Annotated in this window: 21 protein-coding genes; 14 read left to right on the top strand and 7 right to left on the bottom strand. The window is 60.6% G+C overall.

The features are described 5' to 3' along the window. Positions 1-43: 43 nt before the first annotated feature. Positions 44-2,845 carry a valine--tRNA ligase gene (locus WG78_RS21350; protein WP_053939873.1) on the bottom strand — a complete coding sequence of 934 codons (2,802 nt, stop codon included), beginning with the start codon at positions 2,843-2,845 and terminating at the stop codon, positions 44-46. Between the two features lie 234 nt (positions 2,846-3,079). On the opposite strand from WG78_RS21350, the gene WG78_RS21345 reads away from it, so the two are divergent. Genes WG78_RS21345 through WG78_RS21335 form a run of 3 tightly spaced genes read left to right on the top strand, consistent with a single transcriptional unit; the run spans position 3,080 to position 4,068 of the window. Beyond that, positions 3,080-3,382, top strand: coding sequence for an ElaB/YgaM/YqjD family protein (locus WG78_RS21345; protein ID WP_053939988.1), 303 nt, complete (start codon positions 3,080-3,082; stop codon positions 3,380-3,382). Between the two features lie 12 nt (positions 3,383-3,394). Beyond that, positions 3,395-3,778 carry a phage holin family protein gene (locus tag WG78_RS21340; RefSeq protein WP_053939872.1) on the top strand — a complete coding sequence of 128 codons (384 nt, stop codon included), beginning with the start codon at positions 3,395-3,397 and terminating at the stop codon, positions 3,776-3,778. Then, positions 3,775-4,068 carry a hypothetical protein gene (locus WG78_RS21335; RefSeq protein WP_053939871.1) on the top strand — a complete coding sequence of 98 codons (294 nt, stop codon included), beginning with the start codon at positions 3,775-3,777 and terminating at the stop codon, positions 4,066-4,068. The genes WG78_RS21340 and WG78_RS21335 overlap by 4 nt, the downstream gene beginning before the upstream one ends. 110 nt (positions 4,069-4,178) lie before the next feature. Here WG78_RS21335 and WG78_RS21330 read toward each other — a convergent pair whose 3' ends face one another. From WG78_RS21330 to WG78_RS21320, 3 genes are read right to left on the bottom strand one after another with little or no spacing between them, the layout of a single operon-like run. Then, the gene (locus WG78_RS21330) at positions 4,179-5,864 is read right to left on the bottom strand and encodes a hypothetical protein (RefSeq protein WP_053939870.1); all 1,686 of its coding nucleotides are present in this window, start codon (positions 5,862-5,864) and stop codon (positions 4,179-4,181) included. Then, positions 5,861-6,322: a DNA polymerase III subunit chi gene (locus WG78_RS21325; RefSeq protein WP_053939869.1), complete on the bottom strand. Its 462-nt coding sequence runs from the start codon at positions 6,320-6,322 to the stop codon at positions 5,861-5,863. Before WG78_RS21325 ends, WG78_RS21330 begins: the two co-directional genes overlap by 4 nt. Before the next feature lie 12 nt (positions 6,323-6,334). Further along, on the bottom strand, positions 6,335-7,927 hold the full coding sequence (locus WG78_RS21320; protein ID WP_083459517.1) for a leucyl aminopeptidase: 1,593 nt from the start codon (positions 7,925-7,927) through the stop codon (positions 6,335-6,337). 254 nt (positions 7,928-8,181) lie between these two features. On the opposite strand from WG78_RS21320, the gene lptF reads away from it, so the two are divergent. The 11 genes from lptF (at position 8,182) to WG78_RS21265 (ending at position 19,602) form a co-directional block, all read left to right on the top strand. After that, on the top strand, positions 8,182-9,249 hold the full coding sequence (gene lptF, locus WG78_RS21315) for an LPS export ABC transporter permease LptF (protein WP_053939868.1): 1,068 nt from the start codon (positions 8,182-8,184) through the stop codon (positions 9,247-9,249). Beyond that, a complete protein-coding gene (lptG, locus tag WG78_RS21310) occupies positions 9,246-10,325 on the top strand; it encodes an LPS export ABC transporter permease LptG (RefSeq protein WP_053939867.1) in 1,080 nt (359 codons plus the stop codon). Before lptF ends, lptG begins: the two co-directional genes overlap by 4 nt. A gap of 140 nt (positions 10,326-10,465) precedes the next feature. After that, positions 10,466-11,476, top strand: coding sequence for a UDP-glucose 4-epimerase GalE (galE, locus tag WG78_RS21305; RefSeq protein WP_053939866.1), 1,011 nt, complete (start codon positions 10,466-10,468; stop codon positions 11,474-11,476). Between the two features lie 151 nt (positions 11,477-11,627). Further along, a complete protein-coding gene (locus WG78_RS21300; RefSeq protein WP_053939865.1) occupies positions 11,628-12,887 on the top strand; it encodes an oligosaccharide flippase family protein in 1,260 nt (419 codons plus the stop codon). Further along, complete coding sequence (locus WG78_RS21295; protein WP_152969344.1) at positions 12,884-13,885, top strand: glycosyltransferase family 2 protein; 1,002 nt, start codon at positions 12,884-12,886, stop codon at positions 13,883-13,885. Before WG78_RS21300 ends, WG78_RS21295 begins: the two co-directional genes overlap by 4 nt. Further along, positions 13,882-14,985 (top strand): glycosyltransferase, encoded by a 1,104-nt coding sequence (locus WG78_RS21290; protein WP_053939863.1) that lies wholly within the window; start codon positions 13,882-13,884, stop codon positions 14,983-14,985. Before WG78_RS21295 ends, WG78_RS21290 begins: the two co-directional genes overlap by 4 nt. Continuing rightward, positions 14,982-15,788, top strand: a complete 807-nt coding sequence (locus tag WG78_RS21285; RefSeq protein ID WP_053939862.1) for a glycosyltransferase family 2 protein — start codon at positions 14,982-14,984, stop codon at positions 15,786-15,788. Before WG78_RS21290 ends, WG78_RS21285 begins: the two co-directional genes overlap by 4 nt. Before the next feature lie 7 nt (positions 15,789-15,795). Next, complete coding sequence (locus WG78_RS21280; RefSeq protein ID WP_053939861.1) at positions 15,796-16,623, top strand: glycosyltransferase; 828 nt, start codon at positions 15,796-15,798, stop codon at positions 16,621-16,623. Then, complete coding sequence (locus WG78_RS21275) at positions 16,620-17,747, top strand: glycosyltransferase (protein WP_053939860.1); 1,128 nt, start codon at positions 16,620-16,622, stop codon at positions 17,745-17,747. The genes WG78_RS21280 and WG78_RS21275 overlap by 4 nt, the downstream gene beginning before the upstream one ends. 2 nt (positions 17,748-17,749) lie before the next feature. Next, positions 17,750-19,216, top strand: coding sequence for an undecaprenyl-phosphate galactose phosphotransferase WbaP (gene wbaP, locus WG78_RS21270; protein ID WP_053939859.1), 1,467 nt, complete (start codon positions 17,750-17,752; stop codon positions 19,214-19,216). A gap of 104 nt (positions 19,217-19,320) precedes the next feature. Continuing rightward, a complete protein-coding gene (locus WG78_RS21265) occupies positions 19,321-19,602 on the top strand; it encodes an acyl-CoA-binding protein (protein WP_236692100.1) in 282 nt (93 codons plus the stop codon). An 86-nt stretch (positions 19,603-19,688) separates the two neighbouring features. Here the strand turns inward: WG78_RS21265 and WG78_RS21260 are convergent, their stop codons facing one another. The 3 genes from WG78_RS21260 to WG78_RS21250 all read right to left on the bottom strand — a co-directional run bounded on the left by WG78_RS21260 (position 19,689) and on the right by WG78_RS21250 (position 21,363). Then, a complete protein-coding gene (locus WG78_RS21260; protein ID WP_053939857.1) occupies positions 19,689-19,961 on the bottom strand; it encodes a hypothetical protein in 273 nt (90 codons plus the stop codon). 175 nt (positions 19,962-20,136) lie between these two features. Further along, positions 20,137-20,481 (bottom strand): hypothetical protein, encoded by a 345-nt coding sequence (locus WG78_RS21255; protein ID WP_053939856.1) that lies wholly within the window; start codon positions 20,479-20,481, stop codon positions 20,137-20,139. A gap of 96 nt (positions 20,482-20,577) precedes the next feature. Beyond that, positions 20,578-21,363, bottom strand: coding sequence for a proteasome-type protease (locus WG78_RS21250; protein WP_236692099.1), 786 nt, complete (start codon positions 21,361-21,363; stop codon positions 20,578-20,580). Positions 21,364-21,376: the final 13 nt, after the last annotated feature.

The following is a 21,376-nucleotide window of genomic DNA, read 5'->3' as shown; positions in this document are numbered from 1 at the left end:
ACGCAGTGATGCGTGGCTTTTTGCATGGCGTCGTGCAACCCGCTTACTTGAGCTTGGCCAGCTGCTCGTTCAGCTTGCCCAGCTTGTCTTGCAGCTCGGCGATCTGCGCACGGTCTTTTTCCACCAGATGCGCCGGCGCCTTGTCGGTGTAGCCGGGTTTGTCCAGCTTGGCTTGCACCTTGTCGAGACCCTCTTGCGTCTTGGCGATTTCCTTGGTCAAGCGCGCGCTTTCTGCGGCTTTGTCCACTTCCACCTTCAGCATCAGACGTGCATTCGGTGCAACGGCCACCGGAGCGTCATCAGCGGGCAGCGCGGCGACAACGTGCACTTCCGACAGCTTGGCCAGCGGCTTCAGGTAATCGGCAAAGCGCACCAGGCTGGCATCGCCTTCGAGGAACAGCGGCACTTTCTGCGCCGGGCTCAACCCCATTTCGCCCCGCAAGTTACGTGCGGCAAAGGCCAGTGCCTGCAGGATTTCGACATCGGCATTCGCGGCCGCATCAATCTTGCTTTCGTCCGCCACCGGCCACTGGGCAATCATGATCGAGTCGGTGTTTTTGGCATGCGCCAACGGCGCGACGGTCTGCCACAGTTCTTCGGTAATAAACGGCATGATCGGATGCGTCAGGCGCAGGATCACTTCCAGCACGCGGATCAGCGTCCGGCGCGTGGCGCGTTGTTGCGCCGGGGTGCCGGTTTGCGTGGAGACCTTGGCCAGCTCGATATACCAGTCACAGTATTCGTTCCAGACAAACTCATAGATGGCTTGTGCGGCGAGGTCAAAGCGCAGCGTATCCAGCGCCAGCGTCACGGCTTTTTCGGCCTCTTGCAGACGGCCGATAATCCAGCGATCGGCAAAGCCGTAGTCCAGTTCGGCTTCTTTGCCATCGACCAGATCAAAGCCGCAATCCTTGCCTTCCACATTCATCAGCACGAAGCGCGTGGCGTTCCACAGCTTGTTGCAGAAGTTGCGATAGCCTTCGCAGCGCTTTTGATCAAAGTTGATTGAGCGGCCCAGGCTGGCCAGGCTGGCAAAGGTAAAGCGCAGCGCATCCACGCCATAAGCGGGAATGCCTTCCGGAAACTCTTTCTGCGTTTTGGCGGCCACTTGCGGGGCTTTTTCGGGGCGACGCAGACCGGTGGTACGTTTTTCCAGCAGCGGTTCCAGCGCGATGCCGTCGATCAAATCCACCGGATCAAGCACGTTGCCTTCGGACTTCGACATCTTCTTGCCTTCGCCGTCGCGCACCAGACCATGTACATACACCTGCTTGAACGGCACCTGGCCGGTGAGGTGCGTGCTGAACATGATCATGCGCGCCACCCAGAAGAAGATGATGTCATAGCCGGTCACCAGCACCGACGACGGCAAAAACGCCTTCAGTTCGTTGGTCTGGTTGGGCCACCCCAGCGACGAGAACGGCACCAGACCCGAACTGAACCAGGTATCCAGCACATCATTATCGCGCGTCAGCGTTTTGCCGACGGCCTGAGCTTGCGCCTCGGCCTCGGTGCGCGCCACGTACACCTTGCCGTCTTCGTCATACCACGCCGGAATCTGATGCCCCCACCACAGCTGGCGGCTGATACACCAGTCTTCGATATTCTTCAGCCACGCTTGATAGGTGTTCACCCAGTCGCCCGGCACAAACTGCACTTCGCCGCGGTCGACCACATCCAGCGCTTTTTGCGTGATGCTCTTGCCGGTCTCGTCCGGCTTGCTCATCGCCACAAACCACTGGTCAGTCAGCATCGGCTCGATGACGGTGCCGGTGCGATCACCACGCGGCACCATCAGCTTGTGTTTCTTCACTTCAACCAGGAAGCCTTGCGCGTCCAGATCAGCCACCAGCTGTTTGCGCGCGGCAAAGCGTTCCATGCCTTGATAGGCGGCCGGTGCATTTTCGTTGATCTTCGCGTCCAGCGTCAGAATCGAAATCTGCGCCAGATCATGGCGTTGGCCGACGGCGTAATCGTTGAAATCATGCGCAGGCGTCACCTTGACCACGCCGGTGCCAAATTCCTTGTCGACGTAATCATCGGCAATGATGGTCAGGTCGCGGTCGCACAGCGGCAGGCGCACTTTTTTGCCGATCAGATGCGCGTAGCGTTCGTCGTCCGGGTGCACCATCACGGCCGAATCGCCGAGCATGGTTTCCGGGCGCGTGGTGGCAACGGTCAGGTGCGTCAGGCCGCCTTGCGCGTCGGCTTCAACCAGCGGATAGCGGATGTGCCACAGATGGCCATCTTCTTCTTCGCTGATCACTTCGAGGTTGGAGACGGCGGTCCCCAGCACCGGATCCCAGTTAACAAGGCGCTTGCCGCGATAGATCAGGCCTTGCTCAAACAGGCGCACAAACACTTCGGACACCACGCCGGACATGCGGTCGTCCATGGTGAAGTATTCGCGGCTCCAGTCCACCGACGCGCCCATGCGGCGCATCTGGCCGGTAATGGTGTCGCCGGACTGTTGTTTCCATTCCCACACTTTTTCAATGAACGGACCGCGGCCCAGATCATGGCGCGAAACACCCTGGGCATCGAGCTGGCGCTCCACCACAATCTGCGTGGCGATGCCGGCGTGATCGGTGCCGGGCAGCCACAGCGTGTTGTCGCCCTTCATCCGGTGATAACGCGTCAGGCCATCCATGATGGTCTGGTTGAACGCGTGGCCCATATGCAGCGTGCCCGTCACATTGGGCGGCGGCAGCTGGATGCAGAACGATGGCGCGTCCATGTCCATGCTGGGGCTGAAATAGTGCGCCGATTCCCAGCGCGGATACCAGTTGGCTTCAATGGCCGCCGGTTCATAACTCTTGGCGAGTTGTTCGAGTGCAGTGCTCATGTGTGCAGAGGCCCGGAAAACGATGCAAAACGGGCAATTATACGTGGAGTGCAGAGGCTGCGGGGCGGATCGATGCTGAACGCTGAGCCTTGTCAATCTGCAAGCGTGTCGTAAACTGGACTACAACCGGTTCAGTGATACTTAACTTGGCTGTGCCGCTGTATGGCCCAAAATGGTTCCATGTTGCAACGCATCGACGATGCGTCCCCAAGCACCCTCACGGAGAATCAAAAAATGGCAAATAACACCGAAGAAACCCTGATCAATGATCTGCAAGGCGTGCTCACCGAAACCGAGGGCTACCTGAAAGACGCGGCCGACCAGACCGGCGAAAAAGCGCAAGTGCTGCGCGAGAAAGTAATCGCCAATCTGCAAACCGCCAAGGCCAAGCTGCTGGAAACCGAAAAGCTGGTGGCCGAAAAAACCAAGTACGCCGCCAAAGTGACCGACGAATACGTGCATGACCACCCGTGGCAATCGGTGGGCGTGGGCGCGGCCGTTGGCTTTCTGTTGGGCCTGCTCGTTTCGCGTCGTTAATCCGGCGCGATCATGAGCGACCAACAATCCGCCCGCGAACATCACCGCGGTATTGCGCAGCGCCTGGCCTCCAATCTGGCGGGCCTGGCGCATAACCACCTGTCTTTGTTTGGCCTGGAGTTGCAGGACGAAAAAGAACGCCTTGTTAAAGTACTGATCCTGGTGCTGGTCGGGGCGTTTGTCGTGTGGCTGGGGCTGGCCGTTTTGTCGGTGGCGCTGGTGTGGTGGGTGGCCGAAGAATGGCGCTGGGCTGCGTTGCTGGGCGTCGCAATTGTCTACCTGGCGGGTGGGGCGTTCAGCCTTTACACCGCCTGGCAGACAGTGGTGCAGGCCGCGCACCCGTTTGCGCACACGCTGGATGAACTGCGCAAGGATAGGGAGCAATTTCTGCCATGAGCAAACTTACCCAGCGCGAACTGCGTGAAATGCGCAAAAAAACGTTGTTGCTGCAATCCGAAGCTTACCGACTGCAACTGGCGCAAGACTGGAACACGCTGAGCGCGCCGTTCCAGAAAGGCAAAGCGGCGCGCGGCATACTGAAGGCATTTTCCGGCCCGGCCGGTTTTGTCGATGTCGCCACCGTGCTGCTGGCGCGTGGCCGGTTTACCTGGATTGCCAAGGTGTTGCCGCTGGCGCTGACCGGATGGCGTATCGCCAAGCTGGCGCGGCAGTGGATGCGCAAATAGCGCGCCACACCCTCGCAAAAACTGACACGGCGCGTTTCCTGCAAAGGAACGCGCCGTGATCTTTGGTGGGCTGCCGTGCGGTTGCGTGGCGGGGGCGGGCAGGGCGCGGGTTAGTCGAGCAAACCGCGATTGCGCAGTTCGGCGCGTACCAGCTCGTCGATACGCGGGGCCAGCCGCGCTTCGAGTTCCAGGCTGACTTTTTCGACCAGCGCAATCACCGCTTCGCCGTAAAGACTTTGCATCATTTGCTGGAAGTGCTGGCGCGTCAGGCGTTCCACCTCGGTGGAAATATCCACGGCCAGATGCGCGGCCACGCCTGCCGTGACTTCGGCGATGGCGCTGGCGTCCATTTGGGCTGTGGCGGCTTCGGGTGGGGCTGCGGCGATGTCTGCGACGGGTGCGAATTCGACGGGCGGCAGCGCGGCCGGGGCAATGGGTTCGGGCTCAGGCGCCGGTTCCGGCGCACTGCTAGTCTGCAAAGCGGGTTCGGCGAAAGGTACGGCCACGGTCTCGATATGCGGCTCAAGCACCGGCTCGGAAACGAGGGCTGCCGGCGCTTCGGCCGGCACTGCCGCGATGGCCTCCTCCGGCACTGTGCTGGCCAGTTCCACCGGCGTATCGACGGGCGATTCGAGCGGCGCCGGCGCGCTAACTACCTCAACATGCCAGATTGGCTCAGGCCGCGGCTCCACAGCTTCGGGTGAAGGCAGCAGCGCTTCAGCAGTTTGCACCGCAGGCGCGGCGCCATGGGTATTCAGAACGTCCGGATTAAACGCCTCGGTCTCGATTACAGGCACTTCCTGCGCCGCCAGGCTGAGCTCATCCAGATCGACTTCAAGCCGGCTTTCGCCGACGTGGGTAAATTCAACGGTAAATACCGGTTCGCTCTGGCTTTCTGCTTCAACCACAGTTTCAGCTACCGCGTCCGTGTCGGCCGCAGCGCTCGGCGCGGCCACGCTGGCATCGGCCACAAAGCCCTGACCCGCTGATTCTGCCCAAGCCTCGACGGTCACGGTCTCGGTCGTGGCGGCGTCGTCCCACCACGGCGATACCGGCTCCCAGTCCGTGCCCTCTTCAATGACGGCTTCAGCGGTCAGCACCGGAATATCGTCATCGCCGTGCGCATCAGCAAAATGCACCTCATCCACCGTCACGGCTTGCAAGGTTTCGATGGCGGCCGCTTCGGATTGATATTCCACCGAGGCAGTCAGTGCGGCGCTCGGTGCGTCTTCCCACTGCAGCGCGGTCGGCTCGATCACCTTGATGTCGGTGGCTGCGCTAAACGCTGCTTCATCGACAATGGCAGCGGGCGGCGTAACCGTCGTTTCCCATTGCAGCGTTTCGGCGCTGGGGGCGAGCGCTTCGGTCGGCGTATCGACTGGCAGGTCTTCCTGCACCGGTGCGTTGGCGCGCGCCGCGCTATGCGCCGCTTCGCCAAACGGAGCGGGCACTTCCAGCAACGAATCCAGATCCAGCAGCGGCAAATCCAGAAATTCCGGTTGCGCTTTGCTGGCCGCGGGCTCCGGCACCACTTCCACCGGGCGCGCCACCGCGGGCTGGTGAGTAAGAAATTCTTTGGGATCGAACATCAGCGCGGACGGCACGGGCGCGGCTTCCACCGTCAGCACCGGAATATCCAGCGGATCGAGTTCCAGCGCATCCGCGTCGGCGTCGGCCACTTCGGTCAGCACCGGCAACACGTCGTCGTCGGGCCGGACGCTGCCGCCGCGATGGCGCGCCATCAGCGCATCCATCTTGTTAAACAGCGGGCTGACGCTTTCGTCGTGGTCGCTCATGGGGCTTCGCTCTGCATACGTTCCGGGGATGGCGCCAGCTTGAGCATATCGACGGCCACCGGCGTAATGCCGCTGGCTTGCCAGGCGCGCCACAGTTCGCGCGCGGCCAGGCGTTCGTCTTCGTCTTGCGACACGATTTCGATAATGCGCGTGTGTTGCTGCGCAGAAACAGGCGGCACCACGCCTGAAAAATTGAACAGCACGTCGCGTGCGCCCAGTTGTTCCGCGCGGAAATCGACCACGATCGGGGTGGCGCTGGCGATGTCTTCGTCAGCGCGGCAATGCGGCAGAAAGCCGATCTGCGGGGTATCCCACAGCACCCGATCAAGCCGCAATGCGCCAGCCTCATCGGCGGCCAGCACATTGATGCGTAACCGTTGCGCCATGGCCTTGCCCGCAAGCTGGGCCAAGGCCTGCTCGCGGTGGCGCACATTAAAATAGAACGTGACTTCAGCCATGGCGGTTTCGGTTTACTTTTTCTTGGCAGGCTTGGCGGCGGCAACGGCAACGGCTACCGCTTTCGCAGCTGGCTTGGCCGGCGCTTTTACTGCCGGTTTAGCCGCAGCTTTCACCGCAGGCTTGTTGCCGGACAGGGCCGCACGCTGGCTCAAAAATTCCACCAGCAACGACACCGGACGGCCCGTCGCACCCTTGGCCGCGCCGGATTTCCACGCGGTGCCGGCGATGTCGAAATGCGCCCAGCTGTATTCCTTGGTGTAACGCGCCAGGAAGCATGCGGCAGTGATGGAACCACCCGGGCGGCCACCAATATTGGCCATATCGGCAAAATTGGATTTCAGCAGATCCTGGTAGTCGTCCCACAGCGGCATGCGCCAGGTTTTGTCACCGGTGACATCGGCGGCGCGCAGCAATTCGGCAGCCAGTGCTTCGTCGTTGGCGTACAGGCCGCTGGCGATATGGCCCAGCGCAATCACGCAAGCGCCAGTCAGTGTGGCCAGATCGATTACGGTTTCGGGCTCGAACTTGCCGGCGAAAGTCAGCGCGTCGCACAGAATCAGACGGCCTTCGGCGTCGGTGTTCAGCACTTCGATGGTCTGGCCCGACATGCTGGTGACGATATCGCCCGGCTTCAGCGCATTGCCAGCTGGCATGTTTTCGCAGGTGGCGATTACGCCCACCACGTTGATTGGCAGTTGCAGCTCAACCACGGCCTTCATCACGCCCAGCACCGCACCGGCGCCCAGCATGTCGTATTTCATTTCGTCCATGCCTTCGCCCGGCTTCAGCGAAATACCGCCGGTATCGAAGGTAATGCCTTTGCCCACCAGCACCACGGGCTTGCCCTTGCCACCCTTGTAATTCATGGTGATCAGCTTGGGCGGCTCGACCGAACCCTTGGCCACGGCGAGGAAGGAGTTCATGCCCAGCGCGGCAATCTGCGGCTCGTCCAGCACTTCGACCTGCAGATTCTTGCCGGTCTGGCCCAGTTCGATCGCTTGTTCGGCCAGATAAGTTGGGGTGCAGATGTTCGGCGGCGTGTTGCCCAGATCGCGGGTGAAGTTAACGCCATGGCCCAGCGCCAGACCATAGGCCACGCCGGTTTCGGCGGCGGCGGACTGGTCTTTTTTGCTGATGGCCACGTTAACGGTGGTCAGTGCGGCCGGTGCATCGGCTTTCGATTTGAACTGATCAAAGCGATAGCCTTCGAACAGAAACGCGTGCGTGACAGTGGCGGCGGCCAGTTGCAGATCAAATTCTTTAGCCAGCGCGCCCAGCAGATGCACGCCCACCGTGGCGCTTTTGCCCGCGATGGCGGCGCGAGCTGCCGCTGCTGCAGCAGTACGCAGCGCGACGATGTCGGTGGTCTCGCCCAGTTGCACCAGAATAGCCCGGCGCAGCTTGCCGTTAACCGTCACGTGGCTCACCAGCGTGGCGCCGGTTTTGTCAGCCAGTTCGCCGCTTGCCAGCAGCGCTGTCAGGCTGCCGCCAGTGGCTGCGTCGATTTTTGAGAGGGACCCGGGCAGCTTTTTGCCTGCCACCGGCAGCACCAGGCTGTCAGCGGCGTCATTTTCGGGCAGGGTGATATTTATGTTAAATTCCATGGCGCAAGACCTCCGTTGCTGCTGTATGCGCAACCTGAATGTGTGGTTTTTAGCCCTTGTGGGGCAAGACCTGCAATGAACTGTTGCTATAACGGCACTCAAGCAGCAGACAGTCCAGCTACAGGCTGTGAGTGGTTTTTGCAATCAAGACCGGGCTCTTCGTCGCATTTGGCCGGGGTTCGGCGCGGCGGCGGTTTCGCATAAGTGCGATAAACGGTTGATTATTTCTTTTCCCCCCATATAAGTCAAAACGCATGCTTTTCCGCAAGTCCCTGATTCAGGAAATGACGTGGGTTGCCCTGGCGGTGTTTGCCGTGCTGCTGTTGCTGGTGATGACCACTCAGGTGGTCCGCCTGCTCGGCCAGGCCGCCGTCGGCGCGTTGGCCTCGTCCGCGGTATGGGCACTGATGGGCTTTGCCGCAGTGCGCTACCTGCCCATCCTGATGTCGCTGATGCTGTTTATCTCTGTGCTGGCCACCATGACGCGTCTGTGGCGCGACAACGAAATGGTGATCTGGTTTGCCAGCGGGCAGAGCATCAAATCGTTTATTCGCCCGGTGCTGGAGTTCTCGGTGCCCGTGGTGATCCTGATCGCCATCCTTGCGCTGGTGGTTTCGCCGTGGGCGCTGCAAAAGGGCAACGAGTTCCGCGAAAAAACCTTGTCGCGCCAGGAAGTGACTCAGGTCGCGCCGGGTGTATTCCGCGAATCGCCCCAGGCCGATCGCGTCTACTTTATCGAAAACTTTACCGGCGACACCGGTCAGGGCAACAACGTGTTTGTGCAGATGCGCAAAGACAAACGCCTGACCGTGATTGTGGCCGACAAGGGCGGCATGTTCATCGACCCGATGGGCGAGCGTTGGTTGTGGCTGGGCAAAGGCCATTCGTATCAGGGCGAGCCGGGCAAAGCCAGCTATGACGCGGTGGCGTTTGACCACGCCCAGTTGCGCGTTGAAGCCAGCGACCGTCCCACCTCCAGCCCGTCCACGCAAGCCACGCCCACACTGCAATTGCTGGGCAGCAAAGTGCCCGAAAAAGCCGCGGAGATGGCCTGGCGGTTAGCGCTGCCGATCTCGGCCATGATCCTGACACTGGGCGCGGTGCCGTTGGCGTTCTTTAATCCGCGCGGCGGCCGTGCGCTTAACCTGATCGTCGCGGTCTTTCTGTACTTTTTGTACTACAGCATGGTCAATATCTCGCAAGCCTGGATTGCCGATGGCCGCGTCAGTGTCTGGATCAATATGTGGCCGCTGCATTTGCTGGTGGCCGGCATCGTGATCTATCTGTACGTGTGGCGTAGCCGCAGCCGGAGCATGTCATGAACATCCTGGCGCGCTATTTATTCCGTGAACTCACGGTGTATATCGTCTATACGCTGGTGGGCTTGCTGGGGCTGTATAACTTTTTCGATTTGATCGGCGAGCTGTCCGATCTGGGCAAGGGCGGCTATCGGCTGTCCGATGCGCTGATCTATGTGTTTCTGCAAACGCCGTCCAATGCGTACACGCTGATGCCGATTGCGGTGCTGATTGGCGGCATCTTTGCCTTGTCCAATCTGGCTGGCAATGCCGAGCTGACCGTGATGCGCGCAGCAGGCGTATCGGTGAAACGTCTGTTGGGCTGGCTGGTGGTGATCGGCGCGTTATATGGCGTGGTGACCGTGTTGCTGGGCGAATACGTGGCGCCGGTGGCCAAGCAGGCGGCCAACCAGCAGCGCTTGTCCGCCACCAAAGCCATGCTGGTGGGCGAGTTCCGCTCGGGGGTCTGGGTTAAAGACGGTCATCAGATCGTCAACATCGCCGAAATGCTGCCTGACCTGACCATCCTCGGCATCCGCATTTATGAGTTCAGCGACAAGATGCAGCTGGCGCATATCCAGGAAGGCGAGCAGGGCAAGTATCTGGGCAACGGCGTGTGGCGTCTGGATAAAGCCACGCGCACCGAGTTCGAACCCGACGATGCGGGCGTCAAGCTGATCCATCAGCCCACCGGGCAATGGAACACCTCGATTACCCCGGAAATGCTGGCTGTGCTGCTGGTGGAACCCTCGCAAATGTCGGGCCGGGCATTGCACAGCTATATCGACCACTTGCGACGCAATAATCAGAAAACCTCGCGCTACGAACTGGCGCTGTGGGGCAAGCTGTTTTATCCGCTGGCCTGTCTGTCGATGATTGTGATTGCGCTGCCGTTTGCGCAAACGCAGCGCCGCAGCGGTGGCGTGGGCGCGCGGCTGTTTGCCGGCATTGTGGCGGGCCTCGCCTTTAACTTTCTGAACCGCATCGTGGTTTATCTGGGCGACTTGCATGCCTGGCCGCCCCCCTTGGTGGTGTCCATCCCCACGCTGTTCTTTATGCTGATCGCATGTATTTTGCTGTGGCGACAAGAGCGCCGCTAAGCGCCGCATCTGCAATGTGTTATCGGGCTTTTTGCTGGGCATGGCGGGGGCTGGCGCGCTTTTAATGACGCCAGCCTATCGCCATCCGTAAACATCGACGGTTAGAATGTCTGATCCGTCTCTCGTCTGGAAACCGCACCATGCATGTATTGCTCACTGGCGGCGCCGGTTATATCGGCTCCCACACGTATATCGAACTGCTCAAAGCGGGTTTCACCCCGATCATTCTGGATAACTTCAGCAACGCCAATCAGGCGGTATTGCAGCGGCTGGAAACCATCACTGGCCAGCCGGTGCCGTGGGTGAAGGCCGATATCCGTGATCGCCAGGCGCTGGACGAAGCATTTGCCCAGTGGCCGTTTGGCGCGGTGATCCACTTTGCCGGCCTGAAAGCCGTGGGTGAGTCGGTCGAAAAGCCACTCGACTATTACGACAACAATTTCGTCGGCACGGTGCGCCTGCTGGAGGCGATGACCGCCGCCAACGTCAAACAGATCGTGTTCTCGTCCTCGGCCACCGTATACGGTGACCCGCACGCGGTGCCGATCATGGAACACTTTCCGCTGTCGGCCACCAATCCGTACGGCCGCTCCAAACTGATGATCGAAGACATGCTGCGCGATCTATTCCGTGCCGATCCGGCCTGGAGCATTGCCTTGCTGCGTTATTTCAACCCGGTGGGCGCGCACGAATCCGGTCTGATTGGCGAAGATCCGAAGGGTATCCCCAACAACCTGATGCCCTATGTGGCGCAAGTGGCGGTGGGCAAACGCGAAAAACTGTCGATCTTTGGCAGCGATTACCCCACACCCGATGGCACCGGCGTGCGCGATTACATCCATGTGGTGGATCTGGCCCGCGGTCACGTCAAGGCGCTGCAAAAGCTGGCGCAGGGCCCGGGCACGGTGACGGTTAATCTGGGAACCGGCGTCGGTTATTCGGTGCTGGATATGGTCAAGGCTTTCGAGCGCGCCAGCGGCAAGCCGGTGCCGTATCAACTGGTGGATCGCCGCCCTGGCGACATCGCCGCCTGCTACGCCGACCCGGCCCTGGCGCGCGAGCAACTGGGCTGGTCCGCCGAGAAAACGCTGGACGACATGTGCGCGGACAGCTGGCGCTGGCAAAGCAGCAATCCCAACGGCTTTGCCTGAGCCGCGCCCGCGCAAGACCGGTGCGGCGTGGCGCGGGGATGTGCCTTCCGTTACACGCTGATTGTATTGATTAAATACAATCCACCCTGTTTACAGCCAACCCGTGCTTGTCGCACGGGTTGTTTTTTTAGCACAGACCGCCCGGCACCTTATGATCGATCGCCGTATGGCCAGCAATATCGTGGCGCTGTATGCCGTCAAGGGCATGCAATACCTGATGTCGTTTGCCACTTATCCTTTCCTGACGCATACGCTGCAAGCCCAAGGCTTCGGCGCGATGAACTATGCCGCCTCGGTCATTCAATATGGTCTGCTGCTGACTGATTTTGGTTTTGATCTGTCGGCCACGCGCGAGATCGCCGTGGCGCGCGGCAATGACGCCGCAGTCGCCCGGATTTTCTGGCGTACCACGCTGGCCAAAACCATGCTGGCGCTGATATCGGTGGTGTTGCTGACCCTGTCGGTAGCCGTGGTGCCGCAGTGGCGCGTGCTGGCGCCGGTATTTGCTTTTTCGATGCTCAATATTGTGGCGTCGGTGGTGTTTCCGTTGTGGTTCTTCCAGGGGATGGAAGAGTTGCGGCTGGCCTCTTTGTTGGGCGTGGCGGGGCGTGCATTGATGCTGGGTTTTCTGTTCTGGCTGGTGCGCAGCCCGGCTGATGTCGGCATCGCCGTGGTGTTGCAGGCCATGCCGCTGATCATCGCTGGCGCGTTCTGGTGGACCACGCAATGGGGGCTGCCGCGTCCGCCCTGGCGCAAGCCCACGCGCCCCGATGTGCTGGCGTCGCTGCGCATGAGCTGGCCGTTTTTTCTGTCCGCCTTGTCCGGCACGCTCTACACCTCGGCCACCACCACATTGGTGGGCATGTATTGCGGCGTGCAAGAGGTCGGCTATTTTTCGGCCGCCAACAAATTGCTCTACAACATTCAGGGCCTGATCGGCCTGTTGGTGCAGGCCACCTATCCGCGCATCTCGCAGCTGGCCCAGCAAAACAAACCGGCCGCAGTGGCGTTGATCCGCAAAGCGATGTATCTGCAAGGCGGTGCGGGCCTGGTGCTGACGCTGATTTTGCTGATCGGTGCGCCGTGGATGATGCCGTTGCTTACAGGGCATGATCTGGCCGCCTCCGCGCCGGTGATGCGCTGGATGTCCCCGATTATTTTGCTGGGCGCGCTCAGCTATGTGTTTGGCATGCAATCGCTGCTGCCGTTTGGGCATGACCGTTATTTCAGCCGCATATTGATGATTGCCGGCGCGGGCAATGTGCTTGCGCTGTTGGTTCTGCTGCCGGGCGCACCGACGGGCGAGGGCGCTATCCGCGCCGCCCAGGTGGTGCTGACGGTGGAGAGCTTTCTGGTGCTGGCGTACTGGTGGCGCGCACGCACGGTGTGGGCGGAGGCGCGTGCAGCATGAGCTCCCCGGCGGTCTCGATCATTCTGCCGTGCTTTAACAGCGCGGCGTTTTTGCAGGAAACGCTGGATAGTCTTAGCGAGCAGACCTTGCGTGAGTGGGAATGCATCGCGATCGACGATGGCTCCAGCGACGCCACCGCCACCATCCTGCGTGCCCATGCCGCACGTGACCCGCGGTTTAGCGTGATCTCGCGCCCCAATCGCGGCCTGATTGCCACGCTGAACGAAGCGATACTGCTGGCCAAGGCGCCGTGGATTGCGCGCATGGACGCGGACGATCTGGCTGAGCCCGAACGTCTGGCGGTACAGCTGCTGGCGCTGTCGCAGCACGAGGCTGACGTCTGCGGCACGTGGGTGCGTTTTTTTGGCGAGCGCTCGGGCCTGTGGCAAATGCCGCTGGACGATGCCTCGATCAAACTGCAATTGCTGTTCAATGTGCCGCTGGCGCACCCCAGCGTCATGGTGCGCGCCAGCCTGCTGCGCGAAACGCCGTATGACGCCAGCGCCGTGCATGCCGAGGATTACGCCTTGTGGTGCGCACTGGCCCAACGCGGCGCACGCTTTATCAATGTGCCGCGGCCGCTGCTGCGCTATCGCTGCCACGCCGCGCAAATCACGCAGACCAAACGCGATCAACTGCGTGGTACCGCGCAACGCATCCGCACCCGCTACGCCGCCGACTTGCTGCCGCCCAATCTGGATGTGGCGCAGTTTGTGGCGTTTGCCGAGCCGGGTACGCAACTGACGGCGGAGCAATTCACGACGTATGCCTGGATGCTGCTGGGCCTGGCGGCGATGTACCCGGAAGGCGCGGCGGTGCTGGCCGAAGCGTGGATAGAGGCATGGCAGCGCACGCGGCCCGCGCGGGTGACGCTCAGCGTGGTCAAGCGCTTGCGCCGTACCTTGCCGTTTGCGGCCAGCCGCCGTACTTTTTTTATGAAGCAATGGCTTAAACATGCCTTGGACGGCCACTTGCGCCGCCCCGGTGGACATTCATGAATATCACGATCTTTTTACGCGGGCTGGGTCTGGGTGGCGTTGAGCGCTGCGCCGCCGTGGTGGGCGAGGGCCTGGTCGAGCGCGGCTTTAACGTCACGCTGGTTACGCTGGGCGATGCCACCAACCGTTGGACCTCGCGTACCGACAAGCTCAAGGTGGTCGATCTTTCCAGCGTTTGGCATCCCAAAAAACCGTGGACCTGGCTGGCCGGCTGGCGCGCCGCCCGCGCCTTGGCGCGGCAAAGCGATGTGCTGATTGCCGCCACCTTTTTGATGCCGCTGTATATGGCCTGGGCCGCCACGCGCGGCTTGCCCACGCGGCTGATAGGCTGGGTGCATGGCCCATTGGGCGATCTGGACCGTAATGCGCGCATGAATCCGATCCACCGCTTGGCCTGCCAGAGCCTGTATCGGCGGCTGCAAGAACTGGTGTTTGTGTCCAACCATGCACGTGCCTCGATGGCAACGTGGCTAGGCCAGCCCGAAGGCGCGCATTGGCAGGTGATCCCCAATTTTGTCGAAGACGCCGCGCTGCGCCCGCCGCACTACCCCACCAATCCGCTGCGCCTGTTGTTTGTCGGCCGTATCGATGTGGAAAAGCAGCCGGCGCTGTGGCTGGATACGCTGGCTGCTCTGGTGGCTAAAAACCGGCTGGCCAAGCTGACCGTGGTGGGCGACGGGCCTTTGCGCGGCTGGGTGGATAGCGAAGCGCAACGACGCGGTTTGCATCAGCTGATTGAATTTACCGGTGCGCGCGATGACGTCGGCGCATTTATGCAACGCGCTGATTTTCTGCTGCTGACCTCATGGTTTGAAGGCTGCCCGCTGGTGGTGCTGGAGGCCATGAAGGCCGGCTTGCCGGTGGTGTCCACCAACGCAGGCGGCGTCGTTGAATTGTTTGGAGACGAGCCCGACGATTTTGTGGCCGCAGAGGCCACCGGCACGGCGCTGGCCGAGGTGATTCTGGCGCAAGAGCCCAAACATCCGGCGCTGTCGGCTCGGCTCAAGCTGCGTTCGCACGCGTTTGATGCGCCGGTGTTGCTGAACCGTTGGGCCGTGTTGTTGAATACGCGCCCCGTTCTGGATGCTCAAGTCCAATGAATCGCATCGCATTACTAATTCCGCATTACAACAATCCGCAGGGTCTGGCTGAATCGCTGGGCTCGGTCGGCGCGGCCGAAGCCGTTGACGCCTGGGTGGTGGATGACGGCAGCACGCGCGCCGCCATCGACGAGGCCGCCGCACGCGCAGCATGGCGCGCCAACGGCACGTTGCACTTTGTGTATCTGCCGCAGAACCGTGGTATCGAGCACGCACTTAACACCGGCCTGCAACAGATCCTGGACGCGGGCTACGAGTATGTAGCGCGGCTGGACGTGGCGGACCTGAACCTGCCTGATCGCTGCGCGCGCCAGGCCGCCTATCTGGACGCGCATCCGGACGTGTATCTGCTCGGCAGCGCCGTGGTGTTTTTTGATGCCAGCGGCGACCGCTTTACGCTGCAACAACCGCAAACGCATGCGCAGATTGTGCGACAGATGCATATCGATAACGCCTTCACGCATCCGGCGGTGATGTTTCGCGTGGCCGGCATCCGTGCGCTGGGCCTGTATCCCACTGATTATCCAGCGGCTGAAGACTTCGCCTATTTCTGGAAATTTGTGTCGCGGTACCAGACCGCCAATCTGCCCGAAGTGCTGGTGCGCACCGAATACACCACGGCGGGCATTTCCTTGTCCAGGCGCCGTCGCCAGCAATGGTCGCGCTTTCGCTTGCTGGCGCGTTATCTCGACGCTTCGCCGCGCTCGTGGCTGACCTTGCTCAAACCGCTGGTGTGGCTGGTTGTGCCTTTCTCGCTGGCGCGGCGCGTCAAGCAACTCCTCGGCAAATCCAGTTGGGCCTGAGAACATCATGAGCGAAACGCAAAACCGGCTGATCTGCCTGATCCCGCATTACAACAATCCCGACGCGCTGGTACGTTCGTTGGCCAGCATCGGCCCGGACGAACAATGCGATGTGCTGGTGGTGGACGATGGCAGCGCGCGTGCGCCGATTGCCGAAGCGCCTGCCCGCGCCGCCTTCCGCGCCCAAGGCGTGCTGCGCTTTTTATATCTGCCGCAAAACCGCGGTATCGAACATGCGCTTAACAGCGGCCTTAACTGGATACTGGCGCGCGGCTATACCCGCGTGGCGCGGCTGGATTGTGGTGATACCAATCGCCCGGATCGCTTCGCGCGGCAAATGGCGTTTCTGGACAAGCATCCCGACGTTGCGCTGGTGGGCGGGGCCGCCAGCATGATCGATCCGCAAACGCGCGCCGAACAATTCGTGCTGCGCCATCCGACCGACCATGCCGCCATCGTGCGCACCATGCGACGTAACTCCGCGTTTATCCACCCCGCAGTCATGTTTAATGCCGATGCGCTGGCCACCACCGGTTTGTATCCGCTGGATGCGCCCGCGGCCGAAGACTACGCCTTGTTCTGGCAGTTTGTGCGGCACTTTCAGACCGCCAATTTGCCCGAGGTGGTGATTGATTACGAACTGGACCCAGGCAGCATTTCGCATTCGAAGCGCGACACCCAATTGCGCAGCCGCTTGCAATTGCAATGGCGCCATCGCGCCGGCGGCGGCCTGGCGGCCTATGCCGGCATGCTGCGCACACTGGCGATCTTGCTGCTGCCGTATCGGTTGATCTTTAAACTCAAAGCACGCTTACGCAACAAGGCACAGCCATGACCCGTATTGTTCATGTGGTCGAATCGTTTGGCGCGGGCACGCTGTCGATGGTGTTGGCGGTGGCCAACCGGCAGGTGGCGGATGGCTTTGCCGTGCATGTCATCCATAGCGTGCGCGAAGAAACGCCCGCCAACTGGCGCGAGCTGTTTGATGCGCGCGTGCAGATGACGCAGTTGCCGATGACGCGCGCCATTTCGCCGCTGGGTGACTTTAAAGCGGGCCGCTTGCTGGTGAACACGCTTAAACAATTGCAGCCGGACGTGGTGCATCTGCATTCCAGCAAAGCGGGCGCGCTGGGGCGGATTGCCAGTCTGGTGTATCGCGGGCCGCGCTGGTTTTTTTCGCCGCATGGCTTGTCGTTTCTGCAGCGCGCCGAGGGCCGCTGGAAGAACAATGTATTTCTGCTGATCGAAAAACTGCTGGCGCGCGCGCCGGTGACGTTTGTGGCGTGCTCGCCCGGAGAAGCCGAACAAATCCGCGCCAATCTGGGCCCGCACGTGGTGGAAGTACACAACGCGGTGGATTTCAATGCGATCCCGGTCGCCACCGGCAGCAGCGATGGCGTGGTGCGGATCGGCACGGTCGGACGCGTTACGCTGGCACGTAATCCGGAACTGTTTGCCCAGATTGCCGCGGCTTTGGGCAAGCCCGGGCAGGTCGAATTTGTCTGGATTGGTGGGGGCGATGCCGAGGGCGAAGTGGCGTTGCGTGCGGCGGGCGTCAATGTCTGCGGCTGGGTACCGCGCGATGATGCGTTGGCGCGTATGGCCCGGCTGGATATCTATATCCAGACCTCGCGCTGGGAAGGCATGCCAGTGGCGGTGCTGGAAGCCATGGCCGCCGGGTTGCCGGTGGTGGCCACCGATGTGATCGGCAACCGCGATCTGGTGCGGGATGGCCTCAATGGTTATCTGGCGCAGACGGCGGCAGACTTCACCGCGCGCCTGGCCTTGCTGGCGGCCGACGTGCATGCGCGTAAAGCGCTGGGCGAACACGCGCGCCAGTTTGTGGCGACGCATTATTCTCTCGATGTGATGATGGCATCGCTGTATGGCGCTTATGGCGTCGTCGTGGAACCGAAAGTGCATGATCCCAAGGTTATTCCTCACGCTGGAGCGCAATAAGCGTGCGTGAACAGATTCTCAAATATCGTGGTCCCGAACGCGCCAAGCCGTTATTGGCGCTGGCGGACTTCGCCGCGCTGGCGGTCTCCTTTGGCATTGCCTTGCTGTTGCTGTGGGCATTTCGCTATCAGCGCATCAGCGCCAGCTTTGACTTGTGGTGGGCGTGGGAAGGCAGGCAGCAGGGCATGGCGTTTTTGCTGCTGGCGCTGATTACGGTCAGCAACTTCTGGTGGCGCGGTCATTACAGCTTGCGACTGCCGTTCTGGGATGAGCTGCTCGATATCCTGCGCGCCTTGCTGCTGGCCGGTTTGCTCAACGGCATGCTGGTGTTGTTGGGCAAATTTACCGTGTCGCGCTTTCTGTTTCCGGTGTCGTGGGGCGTGGCGCTGGTGCTGCTGCCGTGGGCGCGTTCGTATACCAAGTCGTGGCTGCTCAAGATAGGCGTATGGCAAATGCCCACCGTGATCGTCGGCACCGGCGAAAACGCGGTGGCCGCATATCGCGCCATGAAAAGCGAGCGTTTGCTGGGCTTTCAGATTGAAGCGTTTCTGGCCGTCAGCCAGTCCGCACCGGCGCAAATCGTGGTTAACGACAAAGTCCTGCCGGTGATTACGTTACAGCCCGATGGCCTGGTGCCGTGGCTGGACGCCAACCAGCGACCGCATGTGGTGGTGGCGGTGGATGAAGAAGAGCTGAAGGCCTTGTCGCGCCAGGTAGAGCAATTGTCGTTGCGCTACAAAGACATCCATGTGATTCCGCCGATTGCCGGTCTGCCCTTGTTTGGTGTGGTGCCGTATCACTTTTTCAGCCACGAAGTGCTATTGCTGCGCGTGACTAACAATCTGACCGTGCGCTCGCTGATGTATATCAAGCGCGTGTTTGATCTTTGCGGCGCGGCGGTGGGACTGTTGCTGCTGTCGCCGTTGTTTATCTATGTGATGTGGCAGATCAAACGCCAGGGCGGCCCCGGTGCGGTGTTCTTTGGCCATGTGCGCATCGGCATGAATGGCAAGCCGTTTAAATGCTGGAAATTCCGCACCATGGTGCACAACAGCCAGGAGGTATTGGCGCAATTGCTGGCCGGCGACCCCGAGGCGCGTGCGGAATGGGATCGCGATTTCAAACTCAAAAACGATCCGCGTATTACGCCGATTGGCCAGTTTCTACGTCGCACCAGCCTGGATGAAATTCCGCAATTATGGAACGTGCTGAAAGGCGAGATGAGCCTGGTCGGCCCGCGCCCGATTATCCAGGCGGAACTGGAACGCTATGGCGATCGCGTTGATTTCTATCTGGAATCGCGCCCGGGTCTGACCGGTTTGTGGCAGGTCTCGGGCCGCAACGACACCACCTATGATGAACGCGTGGCGCTGGATGCCTGGTACGTTAAAAACTGGAACTTGTGGTACGACATTGCCATCATCTGCAAAACCATCCGCAGCGTGACCGGCGGGCATGGCGCGTATTAAGCGCGCGGCAGGTTCTAAGTGTTTTCCCACGCCCGTCAGTTTGAAAGTGGTTAGGCTGGCAGGGCGGCGCTATACTCAGCCGGGCAAATTAAAACGACTGTTTGATGGAGACTCTCTCGATGTCGACGCTGGCCGAGCAGTTTAAAACTGCGCAAGAAGAAGTGGTGCAACTGAACGACGCACCGGATGTGCAAACCAAGCTGAAGCTGTACGCGCTGTACAAACAATCGTCCGATGGTGATGTGAGCGGTGATCGCCCGTCGGCCATCAACTTTGTGGCGCAAGCCAAATACGATGCATGGGCCAAGCTGAAAGGCACCAGCAACGACGACGCCATGACGCAATATGTGGCGCTGGTGGAAGAGCTGAAAAAGAACGATCAGTAATCCACGACGGCACCCGCTGCCAAATGGATAAAACGAAAGGGAAGGCCGGACTGGCTTTCCCTTTTTTGTTGGCGGCATGGCTTGAGTCATCCGGCCAGCTGTTTAATCACCGGCTGGATGGCTTGCCCCGCCAGCATGGTGCTTACCAGCCAGATCACCAGGCTGTGTTTCAGCGATAACAGATCGGCTTTGGTGGCGTAGTTCTGCTTCATCTCGGCACGTATGCCAGACACGTCTGCTTTGAGGATCGACATATCGGTTTTTAACTCGGAGACATCGTTGCGCAGAACGGCGACACTGGCTTTCAGTTCGTCAACATTGCAGTCCAGATGATCGAGGCGCAACTCGGCGATATCCATGCGCGAATCGAGGTGCGGGTTACGGGGTGCGCGTCTTGTGGCGCTGCGTCTGTGCTGTTCGGAAAATGAGCGCGGCATTGCGGAAATCCTGGGTGGGTAAGTGGCGGCCGTTGGCTAGCGTTAACGCGACGGTCTTCGCGGGGGCTGATGCAGTGTTTGATGGGCTAACCAGCCACTAACCAGCCAGTCGCTGAATCGCCGCGGGCAGCAGTTGCGCCAGGATCACCGAGCTGATCACCCACATCAGGATTTTGTGGGTGGCGGCCAGCAGGTCGGCCTTGCTGGCGTAGTCGGTGCGGATAAAGCTGACCTCGGTGCGCAGGACCGAGACGTCCTGCCTCAGCGCAGAGATGTCGTGCGTCATCGACGAGATATCGGCGCGGATGTCGATGACTGAGTTTTCGAGCTGCCCCAGCCGCAGTTCGACCACTTCACGGCCGTACTGGCGGTCGGGGTCGGAGTGATAGGGCGGGCGCCGGGTGGTGGCGCGGCGCAGCTTTTCGTTGTGGTAGCGGTTCACGGCAAGCGTCCTTGATGGGTGAGCAATGACCGCGATTCTGCCGCGCGCACATCGCCCCGCATCCAGGACGAATCTGAATTTTCGTTTCTCAGAAACTCATAATTTATCGAACCAATCGGCGTTGGCAATCTGGCTGAACACATTGCGCAAACCCTGGCCCCAGGATTCGCGGATGCGGTTGAAGTACACGTTGGTTTCTTCGATACGGTACGGCCGCACTGGCGCAAAACTGTCGGCCTGATAGCGCAGGATGTCGATCGGCAAGCCCACCGACAAATTACTGCGGATGGTCGAATCAAACGAAATCAGCGTGCATTTAAGCGCTTCGGCCAGCGGCGTTTCAAAGTGCACCACGCGGTCGATGATGGGCTTGCCGTATTTGGATTCGCCAATCTGGAAATACGGCGTATCCAGCGTTGATTCAATAAAGTTGGCCTGCGGATAGATATTGAACAGCCGCGGTTTTTCGCCGCGGATTTGTCCGCCCATGATAAATGAGCCGGTCAGATCAATGCCCTGGGTGATGGCTTCGTTGCGGCTGTCGCGCGTAATGACTTCGTGGATCGTGTCGCTCACCAACAAGGCGGCGTCATACATCGTTTGCACGTTCAGCAGATTATGCAGTTCGGTGCGCGCGCGTTGTTCCAGCAGGCTGATCACGCTTTGCGTGGTCGCCAGGTTGCCCGCGGTCAGCAGCACGATCAGGCGTTCGCCCGGCATCTCGAAAATATGCATTTTGCGAAACGTGGCGATATGGTCCACGCCCGCGTTGGTGCGCGAGTCTGAGGCAAAAATCAGCCCGTCTTTCAGGGCCATGGCCACGCAATACGTCATTGATCGGTACACCCGCTGACTGGTCTGGATGCCCTGAATTGTAACCAACGAATGACACGCC

This window comes from Amantichitinum ursilacus (genome assembly GCF_001294205.1).
GTDB classification, from domain to species: domain Bacteria; phylum Pseudomonadota; class Gammaproteobacteria; order Burkholderiales; family Chitinibacteraceae; genus Amantichitinum; species Amantichitinum ursilacus.
This window is presented reverse-complemented; position numbering and strand designations above follow the sequence as displayed.